Annotated in this window: 15 protein-coding genes, 1 other RNA gene and 2 riboswitches; of the genes, 4 read left to right on the forward strand and 12 right to left on the reverse strand. The window is 67.5% G+C overall.

What is annotated here, in order from left to right:
• Positions 1-169: 169 nt before the first annotated feature.
• Both znuB and D103_RS0103370 read right to left on the reverse strand, forming a co-directional pair.
• On the reverse strand, positions 170-991 hold the full coding sequence (gene znuB, locus D103_RS0103365) for a zinc ABC transporter permease subunit ZnuB (protein ID WP_018875825.1): 822 nt from the start codon (positions 989-991) through the stop codon (positions 170-172).
• The gene (locus tag D103_RS0103370) at positions 988-1,770 is read right to left on the reverse strand and encodes an ATP-binding cassette domain-containing protein (RefSeq protein WP_018875826.1); all 783 of its coding nucleotides are present in this window, start codon (positions 1,768-1,770) and stop codon (positions 988-990) included. The genes znuB and D103_RS0103370 overlap by 4 nt, the downstream gene beginning before the upstream one ends.
• Positions 1,771-1,868: 98 nt before the next feature.
• Here D103_RS0103370 and znuA point away from each other — a divergent pair, with 98 nt between their 5' ends.
• On the forward strand, positions 1,869-3,044 hold the full coding sequence (znuA, locus tag D103_RS0103375; RefSeq protein ID WP_018875827.1) for a zinc ABC transporter substrate-binding protein ZnuA: 1,176 nt from the start codon (positions 1,869-1,871) through the stop codon (positions 3,042-3,044).
• A gap of 151 nt (positions 3,045-3,195) precedes the next feature.
• Here the strand turns inward: znuA and D103_RS0103380 are convergent, their stop codons facing one another.
• The 9 genes from D103_RS0103380 to D103_RS0103420 form a co-directional block, all read right to left on the reverse strand.
• Entirely contained in the window at positions 3,196-3,555 is a 360-nt protein-coding gene (locus D103_RS0103380; RefSeq protein WP_028484892.1) for a diacylglycerol kinase, read from the reverse strand.
• On the reverse strand, positions 3,545-7,156 hold the full coding sequence (locus tag D103_RS0103385; protein WP_018875829.1) for a PAS domain S-box protein: 3,612 nt from the start codon (positions 7,154-7,156) through the stop codon (positions 3,545-3,547). Before D103_RS0103385 ends, D103_RS0103380 begins: the two co-directional genes overlap by 11 nt.
• The gene (locus D103_RS0103390; RefSeq protein WP_018875830.1) at positions 7,153-9,525 is read right to left on the reverse strand and encodes a PAS domain-containing protein; all 2,373 of its coding nucleotides are present in this window, start codon (positions 9,523-9,525) and stop codon (positions 7,153-7,155) included. The genes D103_RS0103385 and D103_RS0103390 overlap by 4 nt, the downstream gene beginning before the upstream one ends.
• A gap of 244 nt (positions 9,526-9,769) precedes the next feature.
• Positions 9,770-11,278 (reverse strand): aminomethyl-transferring glycine dehydrogenase subunit GcvPB, encoded by a 1,509-nt coding sequence (gene gcvPB, locus D103_RS0103395; RefSeq protein ID WP_018875831.1) that lies wholly within the window; start codon positions 11,276-11,278, stop codon positions 9,770-9,772.
• Positions 11,279-11,360: 82 nt separating this feature from the next.
• Positions 11,361-11,888, reverse strand: coding sequence for a thiol peroxidase (gene tpx, locus D103_RS0103400; protein WP_018867859.1), 528 nt, complete (start codon positions 11,886-11,888; stop codon positions 11,361-11,363).
• Between the two features lie 59 nt (positions 11,889-11,947).
• A complete protein-coding gene (gcvPA, locus tag D103_RS0103405) occupies positions 11,948-13,300 on the reverse strand; it encodes an aminomethyl-transferring glycine dehydrogenase subunit GcvPA (RefSeq protein ID WP_018867860.1) in 1,353 nt (450 codons plus the stop codon).
• A gap of 84 nt (positions 13,301-13,384) precedes the next feature.
• Complete coding sequence (gene gcvH / locus D103_RS0103410; protein WP_018867861.1) at positions 13,385-13,777, reverse strand: glycine cleavage system protein GcvH; 393 nt, start codon at positions 13,775-13,777, stop codon at positions 13,385-13,387.
• Between the two features lie 73 nt (positions 13,778-13,850).
• Entirely contained in the window at positions 13,851-14,951 is a 1,101-nt protein-coding gene (gcvT, locus tag D103_RS0103415) for a glycine cleavage system aminomethyltransferase GcvT (RefSeq protein WP_018875832.1), read from the reverse strand.
• A 120-nt stretch (positions 14,952-15,071) separates the two neighbouring features.
• A riboswitch (glycine riboswitch) is annotated at positions 15,072-15,183 on the reverse strand.
• A gap of 1 nt (position 15,184) precedes the next feature.
• Positions 15,185-15,286, reverse strand: a riboswitch (glycine riboswitch).
• Positions 15,287-15,518: 232 nt separating this feature from the next.
• Positions 15,519-16,439, reverse strand: coding sequence for a ZIP family metal transporter (locus D103_RS0103420; protein ID WP_018875833.1), 921 nt, complete (start codon positions 16,437-16,439; stop codon positions 15,519-15,521).
• Positions 16,440-16,620: 181 nt separating this feature from the next.
• Here D103_RS0103420 and D103_RS0103425 point away from each other — a divergent pair, with 181 nt between their 5' ends.
• From D103_RS0103425 to D103_RS14265, 3 genes are all read left to right on the forward strand, one after another.
• Positions 16,621-18,012, forward strand: a complete 1,392-nt coding sequence (locus D103_RS0103425) for a sodium:alanine symporter family protein (protein ID WP_018875834.1) — start codon at positions 16,621-16,623, stop codon at positions 18,010-18,012.
• Positions 18,002-18,910: a carboxylating nicotinate-nucleotide diphosphorylase gene (nadC, locus tag D103_RS0103430; RefSeq protein WP_018875835.1), complete on the forward strand. Its 909-nt coding sequence runs from the start codon at positions 18,002-18,004 to the stop codon at positions 18,908-18,910. The genes D103_RS0103425 and nadC overlap by 11 nt, the downstream gene beginning before the upstream one ends.
• A 467-nt stretch (positions 18,911-19,377) precedes the next feature.
• On the forward strand, positions 19,378-19,584 hold the full coding sequence (locus D103_RS14265) for a hypothetical protein (protein WP_081618353.1): 207 nt from the start codon (positions 19,378-19,380) through the stop codon (positions 19,582-19,584).
• A 463-nt stretch (positions 19,585-20,047) separates the two neighbouring features.
• Here D103_RS14265 and D103_RS13720 read toward each other — a convergent pair.
• Positions 20,048-20,193: non-coding RNA, RtT sRNA (locus D103_RS13720), on the reverse strand.
• Positions 20,194-20,249 lie beyond the last annotated feature (56 nt).

The raw sequence follows: 20,249 nt of genomic DNA on the forward strand, positions 1-20,249 counted from the left end.
ATTTGAAGGATGATATGAATCAGGGCTAACCAGCGTGCGCAGGCCCGCACCGCAGGGACAGACCCATTTCAGAATCCTTCCTGACTTCCTTTCTTCCTGTTCAAGCTTTTTGCTTTTGACCTGGCCTTTCTTCGTGCCTTCGTGTGCTTCGTGGTGAATACAAAGGGGTTCAGCGGCCGCCGAAATGGGGGATCAGGCGGCCCGGCAGCAGATGCACCAGGATGAAGCCGAGCATCGCGGCAACCACGATGGTCGGGCCAGTCGGCGTGTCGTACTGGAACGAACCCCACAGCCCGGCCCCCACTGCCAGCATGCCGATGATGCCGGCAAGGATCGCCATCTGCTCGGGGGTTGTGGCGAAGCGCCTTGCACTGGCGGCCGGGATGATCATCAGCGCGGTGATCAGCAACACCCCGACGACCTGCATCGCCGCCGCGATCACCAGCGCGATCAGCAGCATCAGGCCCAGCCGTACCAGCAGCACCGGTACCCCCTCCACCTGCGCCAGCTCCTCGTGCACCGTCAGCGCCAGCAGCGGGCGCCACAGGACGATCAGCAGCAGCAGGGCCACGGCACCGCCAATGGCGATCGACAGCAGGTCCCCGGTCCCGACCGCGAGGATGTCGCCGAACAGGTAGGCCATCAGGTCCACCCGCAGCCCCTCGATAAAGGTGATCGCGACGATCCCCAGCGACAGCGCGCTGTGCGCGAGGATCCCGAGCAGCGTGTCCGCAGCCAGTTCCTGGCGGCGCTGCAGCAGCACCAGCAGGATCGCGATGGCCACGCATACCAGCGTGACCATCAGGTTCAGGTTCAGCCCCAGCAACACCCCGAGGGCCACGCCGAGCAGGGCCGAATGCGACACGGTATCGCCAAAATAGGCCATGCGCCGCCAGACCACGAAGGCCCCCAGCGGCCCGGCCACAGCCGCTACCATCAGGCCCGCCAGCAGCGCGCGCACCAGGAAGTCGTCGAGCAGCCCTTCCATCATCGGGACCCGCCTCCGCCGGGGCCTGACGGCCGACCATGGGCACAGCCGGCGTGATGCTCATGCACCTCCCCGGCCACGTCATGCACGTGGTCGTGATCGTGCCGGTAGACCCCGATGCCCTGCATGTCCGACTCCGGGAACAGGCGCTGGTATTCCGGGTGCCGCGATACTTCTTCCGGCCGCCCGGTACAGCACACATGCTGGTTCAGGCAGATCACCGCATCCGCCCCCGCCATCACCAGGTGCAGGTCGTGCGAGACCATCAGCACCCCGCAACCCGTCTCGTGGCGGATATCGTCGATCAGCTTGAACACCTCGCCCTGGCCGGCGATATCCACCCCCTGAGCCGGTTCGTCCAGCACGAGCAGGTTCGGTCGATTGAGCAGCGCGCGGGCGAGCAGTACCCGCTGCATCTCTCCCCCGGAGAGCGACTGCACGGGCTTGTGCAGCAGGTGCGGCACCCCCACCCGTTCGAGCCGTTCCCGCAGCACCGCCTCCGGGGCCCGCTGGCGCAATGTCAGAAAGCGCTGCACCGACAGCGGCAACACCGGCTCGATCTGCAGGCGCTGGGGCATGTAGCCGATGCGCAGGCCGCGTCGGCGCTGCACCCGACCCCGCCCCGGTTTCCACAGCCCCAGCAGGACGCGCAGCAGAGAGGTCTTGCCAGCTCCGTTGGGGCCGATCACCACCGTCACCTCGGCCGGTCGCACCTGGACGGAGACCTGATCCAGGATCACCCGACCCGCACGCTCCAGCGATACGTCACGGGCCGCCAGCAAGGGCGATGCGTCGATTTCCGCTGCAGCGGGCTGGGAAGGGCTTTTTCGGATCATGTTGGTATAGTATAACGTTGATAGCCCCGATGGAGAATCCGCCCATGCGTTCCGCCTTTCGCCGTCCGATCTTCCCCGCCCTGCTGCTGGCCCTGGCGTTGCTGCCGGGGCTGACCGTTCCCGCTCAGGCGGACGCGCCGCGCATCGTCACTTCGATTCTACCCATCCACAGTCTGGTTACCGCACTGGCCGGCGATACCCACGAGGTCGAACTGCTCGTCCCGGCCAGCGCATCGCCCCACGGCTACGCGATGCGGCCTTCCGAGGCGCGCCGCCTGCAACAGGCCGACGTGGTCATCTGGGTCGGCCCGGAGCTGGAAGGCTTCCTCGAGCGGCCGCTGCGCGGGATCTCCGACCGCGCTACCGTGATCAGCCTGATGCACGACCTCGACCTGGACCTGCTGGAAGGCCGTAGCGGCGGCGTATGGGAAGGTCATCACGACCATGGCGACCACGGACATGACGCGCGCGGCGATCACCACGAAGCGCTCGACAGGCATGAACACGACCACGCTGACCACGAACACGGGGACCACGAACACGGGGACCACGAGCACGGGGACCACGGACACACCCATGACGAGCATGCCCCCGATGCACACGGGTCGGACGACCACGGGCACGGGCACGGGCACGGGCACGGGCACGGCGAGCATGACCACGACCACGGGCACGGGCACGGGCACGCGCACGGCGGTGTCGACAGCCACCTGTGGCTGTCGCCGGCTGTGGCGACGGCCGTCGTCGAACAACTGGCCGACCGCCTCGCGGAACACGACCCGGACCAGGCCGCCACCATCCGCGACAACCGGGATCGCTCGCTCCAGCGCATCAAAGACCTGGATGCCGGGATCGCCGAACAACTGGCGCCGGTGCGCGACCAGCGCTTCATGGTGTTCCACGACGCCTACCAGTACTTCGAGCGGCACTACGGCCTGAACGCGGCCGGCTCCATCAGCGTCGACCCGTCGCGCATGCCCGGGGCGCGCCGACTGTCCGAACTGCGCACGCGCCTGGCCGAGGGCGATGTCACCTGCCTGTTCACTGAACCCCAGTTCCGCCCGGCCCTCGCCGAGACCGTGGTCGAGGGTACGGACACCCACCTCGGCATGCTCGACCCCATCGGGGCGGAACTGGAGCCGGGCCCGGATGCCTGGTTCGACCTGATGCAGGGCCTGGCCGACGGCTTCACCGACTGCATGGCGGCGGACGCTCGCTGATCGCCACACGCCCCGCGTCCGCCATCCCGGGCACCGCGCAGCGGTGACCCCGGAGCCTCGCGCCTCGTAGTACCTCCTGCGCCAGAGATCCCGGCTCTACACTTCGCTACGGCCGGGATGAGCCAGGCCAGCGGCGCGGATGCCCCGACGATCAGAGCAGGACCAGGCCCCAGACCAGTGCCGCCAGCAGGAAGCTGACCAGCACGGCGGCCGAAGCAATATCCTTGGCCCGCGCCGACAACGGGTGATGCCCGTCGCCGAAGCGGTCGATCGCCGCCTCCACCGCCGAGTTCAGCAGTTCCACCACCAGGATCAGCAGCACGCTGCCCGCCAGCAATGCGCGTTCGACGCCATCCTGCCCCAGCACCATCGCCAGGGGCAGGAGCACGACCGCCAGCGCCAGCTCCTGGCGAAAGGCGGCCTCGTGACGGAATGCCTCGCGCAGCCCGCGCCAGGAATACCCGAAGGCGTGCCACACCCGACTCAAGCCGCGACGCCCGCTATGCGCCATCGGGTTCGTCCCCGGTCCGGACGACCGAACCTGCCGGCGGGTCCGCGATCGCCACCCGGTTGCGACCCTCGCGCTTTGCCCGGTAAAGCGCCTCGTCGACCCGGCGCAACAGGTCACTGCGCGGTTCGCCAAAGGTGAAGGCCGCCACCCCGAGGCTGATGGTCACGCGGCCCACCTCGGGGAAGGCATATTCGGCCACGCGTGCGCGGATCGATTCGGCGACCCGTGCACCCGCCTCCGCGTCGTCCCCCGGCAGCAGGACCATGAATTCCTCGCCGCCCCAGCGCCCCAGCACATCCGAAGCGCGCAGGCGCTCGCCCGCCACCCGGGTGACGTCCTGCAACACGACATCCCCGGTGGCATGGCCATAGGTATCGTTGACGGCCTTGAAATGATCAAGATCGAACATCACTAGGGAAAAGGCCTGTCCATAGCGTTCGGCACGCCGGAGTTCGCGGTCCAGCAGGCTTTCGAAGTACCGCCGGTTGGCGACACCGGTCAGACGGTCGTAAAACGCCTGACGCTCCAATTCAGCCTGATTGCGCTCCAGCTCCATCTGCGTGGTCTTGAGTTCGGTGATATCGACGGCGGTGCCCGCGACTCGGGTAACGTGACCCTCCGGATCCGTCACCGGATAGCGGTGGACGCGCACCCAGCGTTGCTCCCCATCCGGCCGCCGGATCCGGAAAGTCTCGTCGGTCCGGGCATTCCACAGTGGCTGCGCCAGAAAAACGGATTCCACCCGTACCCGGTCCTCCGGGTGTACCGCCTCCAGCATCGCCGCCGGATCGCGCAACAGATGTTCACGACTGTAGCCCCAGACCCGCTCGTAGGCCGGGTTCACGTACAGGATGGAGTCCGCGTCCTGGAGCCAGAAGACCTCGTTGACCGAGCCGGCCAGCTGGCGGAATCGCTGCTCACTCTCGCGCAGGGCCTCTTCGACCGCCTTGCGCTGCGAGATGTCGCGCAGGATGGTGGAGATCTGTCGCACATCCCCGTGGCCATCGCGGCGTACGACAATCACCTGCGACACTGGCACCTCCCGACCCTGGGCGTCGAGTATCGCGGTCTCCCCTTCCCAGACCCCGTCCCGCATCGCGACGGGTGCGGCCTCCTGGAGGATCTGGTCGGCCGCCCAGGGCGGGTGGAACCGCCGAATCGCGGTCTCCAGAGAGCCCGTTTCGGCCGGCAGATCGCGGCTGTTCCAGCCGCCTTCGGGATCCCAGGGCTCCCCGGAGGACAGGGGCAGGCCGAACAGACGCCGCCCGGCACCATTCAGGAACAGCATGTTGCCGGCCGGGCCGTGCATCGCGACCACGTCCGGAGTGGACTCCAGGATGCCGACCAGCCGGCGCAGGTTCTCCTCCAACGCGTGGCGTTCCGTCACGTCCTGCACGGTCCCCATCATGCGACAGGGTTTGCCCCCTGCATCGTGTTGCGTCGATCCGCGTGCATGGACTACGCGCTCGCGCCCGTCGGGGCGCACGATCCGGAAATGGATGTCGTACTCACCACTCTCCAGCGAGGCCTCGACCGTCGCGGCCACGCGATCGCGGTCGTCCGGGTGCACGGCCTGCAGGAATCCCGCGTAGTTCGCCTCCTGATCTTCCTTGCGCAGACTGAAGAGACGGTAGACCTCGTCCGACCAGTGTGTGCGATCGGCCGCGATGTCCCAGACCCAGCTCCCCATGTGCGCGATGCGCTGTGCCGCGGCAAGCTCCTCGCCCCGCGCGCGCAGGGCGTCCTCCATAGCTACCTGCTCGGAGATGTCGATCATCACCCCGTGCCAGACGATGCTGCCATCCGGGCGCGGTGCCTCCGGGGTCGCGCGACCCTCGACCCAGAGCGTCCCGCGCAGTGGATGACGTACGCGATAACGGACCTGCCAGGGGCCCATGGTGCGCGCCGACTCCTCGATGCTCGCCTGGATACGCGGAAGGTCGTCTGGATCGACCCGGGCAAAGGCGGCATCCGCGTCCTCCTGGATGAGATCGGGAGAAACCCCGTACACCCGCTGCGCACCCTCGCTGACAAACGGGAATTCATGACGACCGTCCGGATACAGCCGGTACTGGTAGATCGCACCCGGCAGATGACCGGTCGCCTTCAGCAGGTGGGCCTCGCGCTCGCGCCGGGCCGTCTGGTCCTGGAACGAGACCACGGCGCCGTCCACCCGACCGGACACGTCGAATGTGGGTGCGGCAAACACACTGACCGGGAACAGGCTCCCGTCGGTGCGCACGAAGTGATCATCCCAGGCCTCCAGTGGCCTGCCCGTCTCGAGGACGCGGTAGATGGGACAGGCCTCTGGCGGGTAGGGCGTCCCATCTGCCAGCACGTGATGGTTGGTCGAATGCGATTCCTGCCCCAGGGCATCCAGCTCCCGTTCGAAACCCAGCAGACGGCAGGCCGCCGGATTCAGGAAGGTGTAACGGCCATAGCGATCCAGCCCGAATACGCCTTCGGCAAGGCTTGCCAGCAGGCGCGTCTGGAACGCCTCGGCCGCGCGCAGCTCGGTGATGTCCTCGATCACCCCGTCGAACACACACTGACCGTCCGCATCCTCGGTCCGGTAGGCGCTAATTCGGGCGCGGAAGGGGCGCCCCCGCAGCGTCTTCAGATCCACCTCGCGTCCGACCACCCGCCCGTACGCCGCCAGATCGCGACTGAGCGCCGTCCGCTCGGCAGGGTCCCGGTAGAGCTCGCGGACCGGCGTCGATCGCAGCTCGGTCTCGGTCGCGGCCTCGAACAGCTCCACCATCGCCGGGTTGAGCCGCACGAAGCGGCCCTCCGGCCCCGGTGTATTGCGGTAGACGCCCACCGGCAGCCGGCCGAACGCCACCCCGTAGAACTCCAGCTCGCGTTCGTAGCGGCGGGTCTCCGAGACATCGTGGATGATCGAGTAGAGGTAGCGCCGGCCGTCCAGCACCACCGGACCCGAATACACCTCGACATCGCGCACGTCGCCACCGCAGACGCGGTGCCGGAAGCGGAAGAACCGGCGCTCCTCGCGCGCCGCCCGGGCCATCTCGGCGCGTACCTCGGCCGCCGACAGCGTATTGATCTCGTGGATATGCATCGCCTTGAGCCGCGCGACCGAATAGCCATAAAAGGCCTCCGCGGCGGGGTTGGCATCCACGATGGCACCGTCCTCGGGATCGATCAGCAGCTTCGGCGCGGTATTGGCGGTAAAGGTCTGCTCGTAGACCCGGGCCGCGGAGTCGCCCGGCTCCCGGCGCTGCACCGTGGCCAGCCACCCGTCCGGATCGGGCGCCAGCACGACCGTGCAGGCCATCGGCGCTACACCTCGATCACCCGGGGCCGCAAGCTCCAGGTCCAGGGTGACTTCGCCCGCTCCGGCGCGGGCCAGCGCATCGCGCAGGGCCTTGCGCGCGTCCTCGGGGACACACTCGGCCAGCGACTGTCCCTCGAGATCCTCCGGGGCACAGCCCAGCCAGTCCGCCAGGCGCGCGTTGGCGGCCCGCACGCGACCGTTCGCGTCCAGATACAGCAACCCCACGGCCGCGCGATCGAACAGACCGTCACGCCCGGATTCTGCCGGCGCGTCCCCCGCTCCGGCTCGGCGTCCATGGTCGTTCAATCGCGTCGCACCACCTGATTCCGCCCGGAGTGCTTGGCCCGGTACATCGCGTCGTCCGCGCGCTTGATCCAGTCCTTGATCGCCTCGCCCGGGCGACATTGGGCCACCCCCAGACTGATGGTCACCGACCCCACATGGGGCAACTCCAGCGCGGCCACCTGGCGCCGCAGGTCCTCCGCCAGGCGACAGGCCGCCTCGGCCTTCGTGCTCGGGAGCAGGACCATGAACTCCTCCCCGCCCCAGCGACCCAGCACATCGGCCTGGCGCAGCCGATCGCTCGTGGTGGCGACCACGCGCCGGAGCACCTCGTCCCCGACATCATGGCCATGGGTGTCGTTGATCCGCTTGAAATGGTCCAGGTCCAGCATCACCAGCGAGCAGGGATCTGCATAGCGATCGGCGCGCCGGGCCTCCTGTTCCAGCAGGGCCTCGAAGTGGCCGCGATTGGCCGCATCGGTCAGCGGATCGTAGAAGGCCTGGTGTTCCAGCGCCGCCTCCAGCTCCTTCTGCCGCGAGATATCGTGAAACATGGCGACGTAGTACTCGATCGCCCCGTTGGCATCCCGGATCGCGGTCACGATCTCGTGCAGCGGGAAGACGCGGCCGTCCTTGCGCCGGTTCCATACCTCGCCCGACCAGTGCCCCTGCTCGCGCACGGCCCGAAACATCTCCTCGTAGAAGCTGCGGTCCTGGCGGCCGGAGTTCATGATCCGGGGGTTCCGGCCCAGCGCATCGGCCTCGGTGAAGCCGGTCAGCTCGGTGAAGGTGGCGTTGACACGCTGGATCGTCCCCTCGACGTCGGTGATGAAGATCGCCTGACTGCTGTCGAAGGTCGCCGCCAGCAGGCGCTGCTCGCGCTCCAGCTGGTGACGCTCGGTGATGTCCTGCACCGTCCCGATCATGCGCAAGGCCCGGCCGTCCTCGGCGAATTCGACGTAGCCGCGCTCGTGCACCACGCGTTCCTCGCCGCCGGGGCGCAACACGCGATGGATGGTATCGAACGTTCCTTCCCCGGCCATCGCCGCATCCACCTCGGCCTGGATACGGTCGCGATCGTCGGGATGGACGGACTGCATGAAGGCCTCGTGCGTCCCGCCCCACTGGCCGCGACGCAGGCCGAAGATCCGGAAGACCTCGTCGGACCAGCGAATCTCGTTGCGCACGAAGTCCGACACCCAGTTGCCGATGTGGGCAATCCGCTGGGCCTCGGCCAGTTCGCGCTCGCGCAGATGGAGCGCCTCCTCGGCGTGCACTCGCTCGGAGATATCCAGGATCACGCCGTGCCACAGCACACTGCCGTCGTCCAGGGCCTCGGGGCTGGAATGCCCTTCCAGCCAGATCTCGCCACGCTCGGGATGACACACCCGGTAGCGCTGGCGCCAGGGCGCCAGGCAGCGCATGGACGCCTCGATGCTCGCCCGCACCCGATCCACGTCCTCGGGATGGATCACCTCGAAGACACAGCGGGCGTCGCGCATCACCGCCTCGGGCGTGACCCCGTAGATATCCACGATCCCCTCGCTGGCATACGGGAACGCCGCATGCCCGTCCGGGAACTGGCGGTACTGATAGATCACCCCTGGCAGGTTCTGCGCGATCTTCTCGAGGTGACGCTCGGTTTCCACCCGTGCGCCCACGTCCTGGTAGGCGCCGATCAGCTCGATCACCGCCCCCTGGTCGTCCCGGATCGCGGTGACCTGGTCCTCCAGCCACTGCCAGTGTCCGCCGGGCATGCGCTGGCGATAGTTCAGGCGACAGAAACCGCGGGCGCCTTCCGCCAGCCAGCGCTTGACCTGGCTTGCGCAGCGCCGGTAATCCTCGGGGGCGAGATGGGTGACGAGCCAGTCCGGCTCGCGCGTGATCTGCTCCGGGCTCCAGCCGGTCACCGTCTGTACGTTGCGGCTGAGCCAGGTCATGGTGCCCAGGTCCGACGGGTCCATGGTATAGATCACCGCCGGGCTGGCCCGCAGCAGGGTCTCGGTGCGCTGCTCGGCCGCCTTGCGCGTGCCGATGTCGGCGACCACCACGAGCAGGGCCTCGGGGCAGTCCTCCGTGGCGGGGATACGGCTGGTCGTCATCTCCACCCAGCGCACACCGCCCGCGGCATCCAGCAGACGCACCTCGAAGCAGCAGTTGTCACACTCGCCTTCGAGCAGGGCCTGGCGGTGGGCATCGCACCGTTCACGGTCGTCCGGCAATACGCGCGCCCGCAGGGGTGCATCCGCCAGTTCGGCCGGGTCGCAGGCCAGCAGCGCGCCCAGCCGCGGATTGGCGCGCAGGATGCGCCCCTCGGTATCCATCTCGGCCAGCCCCACCGGCGCATGTTCGAACAGCGCCGCATAGCCGTGGATGGCACAAATCTCGCTCATTGGATTGCATTCCTTGCCCGTCTTGGTCTCTCTTGGCGGAGACTTGATCGACACACGCTCGCGGTGCCGGCTGCCCTCGGGCCTGACAGTGCTTGAGTAGACTGAATCCAGAAACTACCAGATGCCGAGTCTGGTTTCTGCTTGACCCTACAAAATCGCGATTACTGCCGTGCAAAACGAGAACGCCCCCGGCGAGCGGGGGCGTCTCGAGCGGGGCGCTGAAGCGCCCTGGGTGGATCCGACCCTAGCCGTGGGTCCCGGTCCGGGGCGCGCTGTCGTCTCCCTCGTCGGCGGGCTGGAATACCACATCCAGCGCCTTGGCCGCGGCCACCTCGTTGAAACGTCGATTGGGCAGCGTGTGCGGGGCGCTCTTGATCGTTTCCATGTCGTTTTCCGACTCGGCCAGGATGCAGGCCATCGCCTCGACAAAGCCGTCCAGCGTCTCCTTCGACTCGGTCTCGGTCGGCTCGACCAGCAGGCACTCCGGCACCAGCAGCGGGAAGTAGGTCGTCGGCGCGTGGTAACCGTGGTCCAGAAGCCGCTTGGCGACGTCGCCCGCGGTCAGGCCGCGTTCCTTCGCCTGCTTCTTCAGCGTGACGATGAACTCGTGGGTGGCGCGGCGCTTGGGATAGGCCAGATCGAAACCGGCCGCGGCCAGTTCCCGGGCCAGGTAGTTGGCGTTCAGGGTAGAAAACTCGGAGACCCGCACCATGCCCTCGCGGCCCAGCATGCGCATGTACACATAGGCGCGCAGCAGCACGCCGGCATTACCGGCAAACGCGGACAGGCGGCCGATGCTCTGCGGGCGGTCGGACTCCTCGGCAAAACGGTAACCGCCCTGCTCCGCTTCGATCACGTGCGGGATCGGCATGAACGGCAGCAGGCGCTCGGAGACGCCCACGGCACCGGAACCCGGACCACCCCCGCCATGCGGCGTGGAGAAGGTCTTGTGCAGGTTCATGTGGATCACGTCGAAGCCCATGTCCCCCGGGCGCACCTTGCCAAGGATCGCGTTCAGGTTCGCGCCGTCGTAGTACAGCAGGCCGCCGGCGTCATGGACGATCTTCGCGATCTCGGAGATCCGCCGCTCGAACACGCCCACGGTGGACGGATTGGTCAGCATGATCCCGGCCGTCTGCGGGCCCACCGCGGCCTTCAGGGCCTCGATATCCACGTCGCCGGTCTCGTCGGTGGGGATCTCGCGCACCTCGTAGCCGCACATGATCGCAGTCGCCGGGTTGGTGCCGTGCGCGGCGTCCGGGACGATGATCTCGCGGCGTTCGGTATCGCCGCGGGCGTCGTGGTAGGCGCGGATCATGGCCACGCCGGTGTACTCGCCCTGGGCACCCGCCATCGGCGCCAGCGACACGTCCTTCATGCCGGTCACTTCCTTCAGCATCTCCTGCAGCTCGAACATGGTCTGCAGGAAGCCCTGGCTGTGGCTGGCCGGGGCGTGCGGATGCCGGTTCAGGAATCCGGGCAGCATCGCCAGGCTGTTACAGGCGCGCGGGTTGTACTTCATCGTGCACGAGCCCAGCGGGTAGAACTCGGTGTCGATGGAGAAGTTCTTCTGCGACAACCGCGTGTAATGCCGCACCACGTCCAGTTCCGAGGCAGCCGGCAGACCCGGCGCGGACTTGCGCTGCAGGTTCGCGGGGATACGGGTCGCGGCATGCTCGCGCGGCGCCTGGGCGACGGCCGAGCGACCGGCGCGGGAACGTTCGAAGATCAGATAGGCGTCTGTGGTGCTCATAGCGGTTTCTCGCTTGCATATTCGGGTGACGGCGACCGGGCACGGGCCCGGCCACCGGCGGCGCGGTGGCTCTCCGCGCCGGTTACTGGGTCGGGCTCAGGTTGGCCCGGTCATCCAGGGCCGCGAACGCGGCGTCGTAGTCCGGCTCGTCGCCGATCTCGGAGACCAGCTCGGCGTGCATCACCAGATTGTCGGTATCCAGCACGACCACGCCGCGGGCGGTGATCCCGGCCAGCGGGCCGTCCTGGATCAGCACGCCGTAGTCCTTGGCGAAGTTGCGATCGCGCATCATCGACAGCACGGTCACCCGCTCGAGGTTCTCGGCGGCGCAGAAGCGGCTCATCGCGAACGGCAGATCGGCGGAGACGATCAGGATCTCGAGATCCGGACGGCTGGCCACCATCTCGTTGAACTTCTTGGTGGAATCGGCGCAGACCGGCGTGTCCAGGCTGGGCACGATGGAGATCAGCTTGCGCTTGTCGCCGAAGTCCGCCAGCGAGACATCCTGCAGATCCTTGTTGGTCAGCTTGAAGTCCGGGGCCGGCGAGCCCACATGCGGCAGGTCGCCGTTGGTGTTGATCGGGTTACCTTGCAGCTTGATTTCGGCCATGGTTGCCTCCCGGCGTTGTGTGTATGGCGCGTGGTGTCGTTACGGGGAATCGAACCGCCTCAGGCGGCCTGCTCCCACGTGGTCACGTACTGCTCGAGGTCGGATTCGGTCTTGGTCTCGGTGGCGCAGGCCAGCACGCAGCCATCCAGCTGCGCGTAGTCGCGGCCCAGCTCGAAGCCCGCGAGCACGCCGGCGTCGGCCATGGTCTGCACGCGGCTGGCGGCATTGCCGCCGAAGTCCAGCGCGACTTCGTGGAAGTATTCGCCGGTAAAGCGCGGCTTGATGCCCTTGGCCGCCAGCTTTTCCACCAGTGCGTGGGTATTGGCATAGCAGGCCTCGGCCACGCGGGTCAGACCCTCGTCACCCAGCATGGACATGTGGATGGTCGCGGCCGTCACCACCAGGCCCTGGTTGGTGCAGATGTTCGAGGTCGCCTTGGAGCGGCGGATATGCTGCTCGCGCGCCTGCAGGGTCAGCACGAAGCCGGGCTTGCCGTCGGCATCCTCGGCGCGGCCGACGATCCGCCCCGGCATCTGCCGGATGTGCTTCTTCAGGGTGGTCATGAAGCCGAAGTACGGCCCGCCGGAGGACAGCGGCGCCCCCAGTGGCTGACCCTCGCCGACCACGATGTCGACGCCGTTGGTGCCCCACTCGCCCGGCGGCTTCAGCAGCGCCAGCGAGACCGGGTTCACCACGGCGATCACCGGGATGCCGCGCTCCTCGGCCCAGCCGGTCAGGGCGTCCACATCCTCGAGGATGCCGAAGAAATTCGGCTGGCTGATCACCATGGCGGTGACGTCCTCGTCGGCATACGGCGCCAGGGCGTCCACCGGGGTCTGGCCGGTGGTCTCGTCGAACGGCAGCTCCACCAGCTCGATGCCCTGGTTGCCGATCAGCGTCCTGACCACCTTGCGGTAGTCCGGGTGCAGCGCGCCCGGCAGCAGCACGCGCTTGGCCTTGGAGCGGCGGTTCACGCGCACCGCCATCAGCACGGCCTCGGCCAGGGCGGAGGCGCCGTCATAGAGGGAGGCGTTGGAGACCTCCATACCGGTCAGGCGGCTGATCATGGTCTGGTATTCGTAGATCAGCTGCAGCGTGCCCTGGCTGGCCTCCGCCTGGTACGGCGTGTAGGCGCTGTAGAACTCGCCACGGGTGGCGATCTGCCACACGGCGGCCGGGATATGGTGCTCGTAGGCACCGGCCCCGATGAAATTCGATGGCATGCCGTCCTTCGCCGCCCGCTCCTGCATCAGGCGGGTGATCCCCATCTCGTTCTCGCCCTCGGGGATCCCCGTGAGCGGCGGCGAACGCAGATCGGCGGGGATCTCGTCGAACAGGTCCTCGACGGATTCGGCACCGATGCGGTCGAGCATGGCGCGGATGTCTTCTTCGGTATGCGGGATAAACGGCATGTCAGGTCTCGCTTTCGCCGATTGCGGCGAACTTCGGTTGGGTCCCGGCCGGACGCGGCCGGGACCGATGATGCACAGCTACGCTCAGGATTCGGCCTCGACGTGCGCGGCATAGGCGTCCGCGTCCATCAGGGCGTCCAGCTCACCGGCATCGGAGGGCTTCACCTTGAACAGCCAGCCGTCCTCGAAGGGGGACTCGTTGACCTTCTCGGGGCTGTCCGCCAGGTCCTCGTTCACCTCGGTCACCTCGCCGGAGATCGGCGCATAGATATCCGAGGCGGCCTTGACCGATTCCACGGTGGCACAGGCCGAACCCGCCTCGATGCTGCTGCCCGCTTCCGGGGCCTCGACGAACACCAGATCACCCAGCAGTTCCTGCGCGTGATCGGTGATGCCCACGGTCACGCTGCCATCGGCCTCGCTGCGCACCCACTCGTGGCTCTTGGTGTACTTCAGGTCCTTCGGTGCTTCGCTCATGACGTCTTCCTTTTTCGTTTGGATCCCGCCTGCGCAGTGTAGTCCGGCACACGCGGCATGAGGCAATAATTCGTTAGCGATTCAGTTCGATCTGCGGCTCGCCATTGCGGACGAACACCGGCTTCACCACGCGCACCGGCAGCTTGCGGCCGCGGATGTCCGCGTGCAGCTCCTCGGCCTCGACCCCGGCCGGGATCCGCGCGAAGGCGACCGACACCCCGAGGCTGGGCGAGAAGCTGCCGGAGGTGACCACGCCGTCGCCGGCCTCGGTCTCGATGCGGGTGCCGCCGCGCAGCACCCCGCGCCCGTCCAGTACCAACCCGACCATGCGTTCCGGCACGCCCTCGGCCTTCGACCGCTCGATCGGCGCACGGCCGATGAAATCGCGTTCGGCATCCTTAAGCGCGATGGTCCAGCCAAGGTTCGCGGTCAGCGGATTGGTCTGGTCATCCATATCCGTGCCGTAGAGATTCATGCCGGCCTCCAGGCGCAGGGTGTCGCGCGCGCCGAGACCGATGGGGTGAACGCCGGCGGCCTTCAGCTTCTCCCAGAAACCGTCGGCGGCCTCGGCCGGCAGCATCACCTCGAAACCGTCCTCGCCGGTGTAGCCGGTGCGGGCGACGAACCAAGTGTCATTCCAGACCGCGGAGAACGGCTTGAGATCCCCGGCACTACGCAGGTCATCCGGCAGCAGCGGCAGGGTCTTCTCCACCGCCTGCGGGCCCTGGATCGCGATCAGCGCGAACTCCGGGCGCGGCTCGACGTTCACATCGAAATCCTTCGCGACCTTCTGCATGTGGGCGATATCGCCCTCGGCAGTGGCGGCATTGACCACCGCGCGGTAACTGGCGCCCCCGGTCCAGTAGATGATCAGGTCATCGATCACCCCGCCGGCCTCGTTCAGCATGCAGCTGTACAGCGCGCGGCCCTCGGTCTTCAGCTTGGCCACGTCGTTCGCCAGCAGGTAGCGCAGAAAGGCCTGCGCCTGCGGGCCATCGATATCCACGACCTGCATGTGCGACACGTCGAACATCCCGGCGGATTCGCGCACTCGCTTGTGCTCCTCCATCTGGGAGCCGTAGTGCAGCGGCATCTCCCAGCCGGCGAAATCGACCAGCTTGGCCCCCGCGCGCTGATGCGCGGCATGGAGCGGAGTTGTCTTCAACGTCGTCATCTGATTCTCGCCTTGCGTCCGTTTCGTGGTCGATTCGCCGGCAGCCGCCGGTGGAACCGCGAGGCCCGGTCGCCGTGCGCCGGGCATAAAAAAAGGGGCGGCCAGCAGGGATTATCTGCCAGCCGCCCCTCTGTCCTGAAACCTGAGAGTTTGCGTCGCGTCAATCCGTTTCCGGACTGCGTGACCGCCCCCTTCGGTGGGCCGTTTCCGGCCGCTCTCCAGAGTGTGTCTCCTGCACCGTTCCGGTCCTGTAGCCTGAGCGATTCCGGGCGGATGTTGCGCCTTCGGCGTCTGCCAATCGACTCGCGATCGCAGATCTCTTCCAGAACGGTGTGCGGGCATTGTCGGGCACCCGCAGACGAAACTAATTGTAGACCAAAATATCTCCGGCGCGAAAGCCCGGACGCCCGGCGGCGACTTTCCGGGTGGAGCACCCGTCATTGCGAGGAGCGCAGCGACGAAGCAACCTCCTTACGAAACCAGCGGATGCTGACGCTCTGCCAGCTTCCGGAGGTTGCCGCGTCGCCTTCGGCGCCTCGCAATGACGGTGCCAGTGGCGACTATGCCCTACAACGCCAGGTCGATCGCCAGCAGGACGACGAAACCGACCAGCACGCCGACCGTCGCCTGCGCCTCGTGCCCCTTGCGATGCGACTCGGGGATGATCTCGTGACTGATGACGAACAGCATCGCCCCGGCCGCGAAGGCGAGCCCCCAGGGCAACAGGAACTCCATCAGCGTGATGGCGCCGGCCCCGATCAGACCACCGACCGGCTGCACCAGCCCGGTCAGCAGGGTCACCCCGAATGCGGCCCACTTGCTGTAGCCCAGCGACAGCAAGGCGATCGCCACCACCAGCCCCTCCGGCATGTTCTGCAGACCGATCGCGATGGCCAGCGCGATCCCGTCACGGACGTCATCGCCCCCGAAACCCACGCCGACGGCCAGCCCCTCGGGCAGGTTGTGCAGGGCGATGGCAAAGATAAACAACCAGACACGGCGGATCTTGGCGGGGTCTGCCCCGCTTTGCGGGCCGATGTGGAAGTGTTCATGCGGCACGCACTTGTGCAGGGCGAGCAGCGCGCCGCCCCCGAGCGCCATGCCCACCGCCAGAACGACAATCGCCATACCCACGCCGCCATACTGCAGCTCGGCCTGTTCCACCGACGGCAGAACCAGCTCGAAGGCCGTGGCGGAGAGCATCACTCCGGCGCCGAAGCCCATCATCGCGTCCTCCACCGACTGGCTGATCCGGCGCAGGAAGAAGATCGGAAGCGCGCCCACGGCTGTCATCAGCCCGGCCACGAAGCTCGCCAGCAGGCCGATCTGCAGCGTACTCAGGCCGACGAGCCGCTCTTCCAGCGAAGGCCAGACCAGACTGACCAGCCAGATGAAGGCCGCCAGCGCGATCAGCGACCCGATCAGGAAGACCCGGGGGACGGGATTGCCGTGATCGTATTCGACAACGGGCTCGTTTGATTCGCTCATGCTCGATCCTTGAACGTCCTGACGGCGTGGTGTTTCTACCATGGATTCCCGGGCCGCCTGCGGGTTTCACAGGCACAGGCTATGGCCGCGGTGCGCTCAACCTATCGTAAACGACGGCCGTGCGCGGTAGAGTTTTCGGCCAGCACTTCGGCCGTCCCACCCGGATTACAAGGACCCACCGATGCTCGACACCATCGACCAGTTCCTCGGCGACACCGCCGGCCTTCTCTGGGGCAACCCGATTACCCTGATCCTCCTGCTGGGCACGGGGCTCTATCTCACCATCCGCCTGGGTCTGGTTCAGGTCGTGGCCTTCCGCGAGGGCTGGCGTGCCCTGCGCGGGTCGGACGGTCGGGCCGGCGGCACCGGACAGATCTCGCCGTTCCAGGCGCTTTCCACCGCGCTGTCCGGCACCATCGGGACCGGGAACATCGCCGGCGTAGCCACGGCCATCGCGCTGGGCGGCCCGGGGGCGTTGTTCTGGATGTGGGTCACCGCCTTCTTCGGCATGGCGACCAAGTTCGCGGAGACCACCCTGGCGGTGCGCTACCGCGAGATCGCCCCGGACGGCAGCATCGCCGGCGGCCCGATGTTCACGCTCCTCAACGGCCTGAAGATGAAGAAGCTGGCGATCCTGTTCGCCGCCTTCACCCTGATCGCCTCGTTCGGTATCGGCAACATGGTGCAGGCCAACTCCGTGGTCGACGGCCTGACCTTCATCGTGCCGGACCTGCGCGCGGACGACGACATCATGGGCTGGATGGCCCTGATCATCGGCCTGACCATGGCCGTGCTCGTGGCGCTGGTCATCATCGGCGGCGTCAAGCGCATCGCCATGATCGCCTCGACCATCGTCCCGTTCATGGCCGTGATCTACATGCTGGGTGCCTTCGTGGTGATCGTCGCCAACATCGATGCCGTCCCGGCCGCGGTCGCCACCATCCTGAACCTTGCGCTCAACCCCTGGGCGGCCGGTGGCGGGGCCATTGGTCTCGCCATCCAGTACGGCGTCGCGCGCGGCATGTTCTCCAACGAGGCGGGCCTGGGGTCCTCGGCCATGGCGCATGCCGCGGCCAAGAACGGCGATCCGCCACGCGAGGGCTCGGTGGCCATGCTCGAGCCGTTTATCGATACCATCGTGGTCTGCACCCTGACCGGTCTGGCCATCGTGGTTACCGGGGCCTACATTGACCGCGCCGACGACGTCGTGGGTGCCTCCCTGACCGCCACCGCCTTCAGCTCCACCCTGGGCCCGTTCGGCGCCATGGTGGTGGGTATCAGTCTGATGCTGTTTGCCTTCTCCACCATGATCGCCTGGTCCTACTACGGCGATCGCTCGGCCTACTTCCTGTTCGGCGAGCGCGCGGTCATGCCCTACCGCATCGTGTTCGTCATCCTGATCGTGATCGGGGCCACCATCCCGCTGGGCGTGGTCTGGAACTTCTCCGATATCGCCAACATCGCCATGGCCGCACCTAACCTGATCGCGCTCATCCTCCTGGCCGGCCTGGTGAAGAAGCTGCGCGACGACTACGTGGCCCACCGCCCGATCCCGGATCGTCATGACGGATAAGGCCCCGGTCGCCGGCGGCCCCAGCGACCCGTTCGCCCAGGGTCCGGCGCGGCCCGATGCCGCCATGCTCGTGCGCGAGGTCGAGGCCGCCCTCTCGGAAGACCTCGGCCCCAACGGCCTGGACGGCGACCTGACCGCCGCCCTGGTCCCGGCCGAACGCGTCGCGCGCGCCACGCTGCTGCTCAAGGAGCCCGCGATCGTCTGCGGACAGGCGTGGTTCGAGCGCGTATTCACCAGCCTCGCGCCGGAGACCCGCATCGACTGGCAGGTACCCGAGGGCGCCCGGGTGGCCGTGGACGGCCAACCCCGGGTGATCGCGACGCTCGAGGGGCCGGCCCGGGCCGTCCTGGCCGCCGAACGCGCGGCCCTGAACCTGCTGCAGACCCTCTCCGGAACCGCCAGCGAGACCGCGCGCTGGGTCGCGCGCCTGGAAGGCACCGAGAGCCGCGTCCTGGACACCCGCAAGACCCTTCCGGGGCTGCGGCATGGGCAGAAGTACGCGGTGCGCTGCGGCGGCGGCTACAACCACCGGCTGGCGCTGTGGGATGCGGTGCTGATCAAGGAAAACCACATCGCCGCATGCGGCTCCATCGCCGCCGCGGTCGAGCGCGCCCGCACCCTGGGTGCCGGACGCTGGGTCGAGGTGGAGACCGAGACCCTCGACGAGGTGGACCAGGCCCTGGCCGCCGGTGCCGACGTCATCATGCTCGACGAGTTGTCGCTGGACGACCTGGCCACTGCGGTGCTGCTCATTCGTGGCCGCGCGATCTCCGAGGCCTCCGGCGGAGTCACCGCCGACAGCCTGGCGGCCATCGCGGCGACCGGCGTGGACTACATCTCCGTGGGTGCGCTGACCAAGCACCTCCACGCGATCGACTACTCCCTGCGCCTCGATTAACCGCTCGACCCGCAACCGGCCTTCGTTCGGGAAGGCTTCGGTCGGCCGCCTGCCTTGTTGAGGCTGGTCCTGGCTCGGCCTCTGGGGTTTACAGCGCCTTCGGTCCGCATACTGCCGATTGTTGGCTGGGCCTGGTTCGGCATCCTGTGTTTACGGTGCCTCCGGTCCGCCGCCTGCCAGGCGCTGACTCGCCAGCGCGCCGCGAGGTACTTCTTTGCTCGTGCAAAGAAGTACCCAAGAAACACGCCCGACTGCCGCGACCCCGGCCCGCTGCGCGGGCCGGGGCTTCCCTCGCTCCGAGGCTTTTCGCGGGCGGCGCTGAACTCGCTGCGCCTGCGGCTCCGCTCAGACATCCAGCGCCCCCGTTTCTATTTTGAATCGTCCCGCGAAAACCCTCTCCGCTCGGCGCGACGACAACGGGGGGATCAAGGTCAAGACAACGGCCATCCCGACGGTCTTGCCAGTGGATGAAGGCTAGGTCTTCGAGCATCTTGGGCACGCTCGGCCTTCGGCCGTTGCGTGCCGCGCCCGCAAGCGGGCGCCGGGGGGGCTGTCGGACGGCAAGGCCGTTGTTGTGTCGTGGGGCTGGAATACCTTCTGTCTTGACCTTCCCCTCCCGTATGGAGCCCCTCGCGGAGGGCGTGATGGGCCGGGAGAAGGCGCTGGATGTCTGAGCGAAGCCGAAGGCGCAGCGAGTTCAGCGCCGCCGGCCCAGCGCGTCCGGAGCGAGGTTCCCGGGCGGAATCCGGGTGCCCTTCTTTGGGTCCTTTCTTGGGCAAGCAAGAAAGGACCTCGGGGCGCGCTGGCGAGTCAGCGCATGGCAGGCGGCCGGCCGAAGGCACGTAAACACCGGAGGACGAACCAGGACCAGCCGAACCACCGCATTCATTAGCCGAATGCCGAGCGCTGATGCCAGACATGCAAAAGGGGCCACTGGGGCCCCTTTACTTGAATCTGGCGGAGAGGGAGGGATTACTCGGCACGTTGTGCCTCGCCTCCGGGTCGTCGCCTGCGGCGACGCTCGGGTGCCGCTCCGCGTCACCCGTCGAACCAGCGTTCTTGTTCCTCAGGTTCGAATCCCGGCACCTCCGGGGCCAAACATGCAAAAGGGGCCACGCAGGCCCCTTTGCTCGAATCTGGCGGAGAGGGAGGGATTACTCGGCACGTTGTGCCTCGCCCTCCGGGTCGTCGCCTGCGGCGACGCTCGGGTGCCGCTCCGCGTCACCCGTCGAACCAGCGTTCTTGTTCCTCGGGTTCGAATCCCGGCACCTCCGGGGCCAAACATGCAAAAGGGGCCACGCAGGCCCCTTTGCTCGAATCTGGCGGAGAGGGAGGGATT

Origin of the sequence: Thioalkalivibrio sp. ALE31 (genome assembly GCF_000377405.1) — a bacterium.
GTDB lineage: Bacteria > Pseudomonadota > Gammaproteobacteria > Ectothiorhodospirales > Ectothiorhodospiraceae > Thioalkalivibrio.